The 1,246-nt window shown below is 63.2% G+C and carries 1 protein-coding gene; it reads left to right on the forward strand.

Annotation, left to right across the window (positions count from 1 at the left end):
• The first annotated feature begins 89 nt into the window (after positions 1-89).
• Positions 90-1,115: a class I fructose-bisphosphate aldolase gene (locus EN935_RS36535; RefSeq protein WP_127374263.1), complete on the forward strand. Its 1,026-nt coding sequence runs from the start codon at positions 90-92 to the stop codon at positions 1,113-1,115.
• Positions 1,116-1,246: the final 131 nt, after the last annotated feature.

The raw sequence follows: 1,246 nt of genomic DNA on the forward strand, positions 1-1,246 counted from the left end.
GCTTTCAATCGATTCGCGCTTTCCGATGCCATTCCTTTGGCGGTAGACTTCCGTTAAGCGCGGAACGAACCCCTTCAGGAGAAGCAACAATGAGCGAACGTCTCGAAGACATTGCCGCCGCGATCGTCGCCGATGGCAAGGGCCTGCTAGCCGCCGACGAAAGTTCCGGCACCATCAAGAAGCGCTTCGACGTCATTGGCGTTGAATCGACCGCCGACAGCCGACGCGACTACCGCGAGATGATGTTCCGCGCCAGGGAGGCGATGACCCGCTACATTTCCGGCGTCATCCTCTATGACGAGACGATCCACCAGAAGGCCGCCGACGGCACGCCGCTGGTCGACATCATCAAGGCGGCCGGCGCCATCCCCGGCATCAAGGTCGATGCCGGCGCCAAGCCGCTGGCCGGCTTTCCCGGCGACACCATCACCGAGGGCCTCGATGGCCTGCGCGAGCGCCTTGCCGACTACTACAAGCTCGGCGCCCGCTTCGCCAAATGGCGCGCGGTGATCGACATCGACCAGGCCAAGGGCGTGCCCTCGGCCAACTCGATCAACTCGAACGCCCATGCGCTCGCCCGCTATGCAGCCCTTTGCCAGGAGGCCGGCATCGTGCCAATCGTCGAGCCGGAAGTGCTGATGGACGGCGCCCACGACATCGACACCTGCTACGAGATCTCGAAGGCAACGCTGATCAAGCTCTATGACGAGCTCCATGCGGCGCGCGTGGTGCTCGAAGGCACCATCCTGAAGCCCAACATGGTGCTGGCCGGCAAGAAATCGGGCAAGGTGAGCAGTCCGGAAGAAGTCGCGGAAAAGACCATAAAACTGTTCCGCGAAACCGTACCGGCAGCGGTGCCGGGCATCGCCTTCCTCTCCGGCGGCCAGGAGGACGAGGAGGCGACCGCCAACCTCAACGCCATCAACGCCATCGGCCCGCATCCCTGGAAGCTGACCTTCTCCTATGGCCGCGCGCTGCAGGCCGCGCCGCAGAAAGCTTGGAGCGGCAAGGCCTCGAACGTCGCCGCCGGCCAGGCCGCCTTCACCCATCGCGCCCATATGAACCATCTGGCGGCGCTTGGAAAATGGAAGGCAAGCCTGGAACAGGCCGCCTGATCACAGTTCTTTCTTCCTCCTTCGAACCCGGGCCGATGCGCCCGGGTTTTTTGTTTGTGACGTGCCGGGCTTGGGATGGAGCCTCTCCGTCCTTATTTCCCCTTCGGCAAAACCCGACAGCAATGTCGGGT

The sequence above is a fragment of the Mesorhizobium sp. M7D.F.Ca.US.004.03.1.1 genome, assembly GCF_003998635.1.
Lineage (GTDB): Bacteria > Pseudomonadota > Alphaproteobacteria > Rhizobiales > Rhizobiaceae > Mesorhizobium > Mesorhizobium loti.

Bases quoted from the DNA above. Each gene is read 5' to 3' on its own strand.
- EN935_RS36535 (WP_127374263.1), top strand. From the start codon at position 90: ATGAGCGAACGTCTCGAAGACATTGCCGCCGCGATCGTCGCCGATGGC.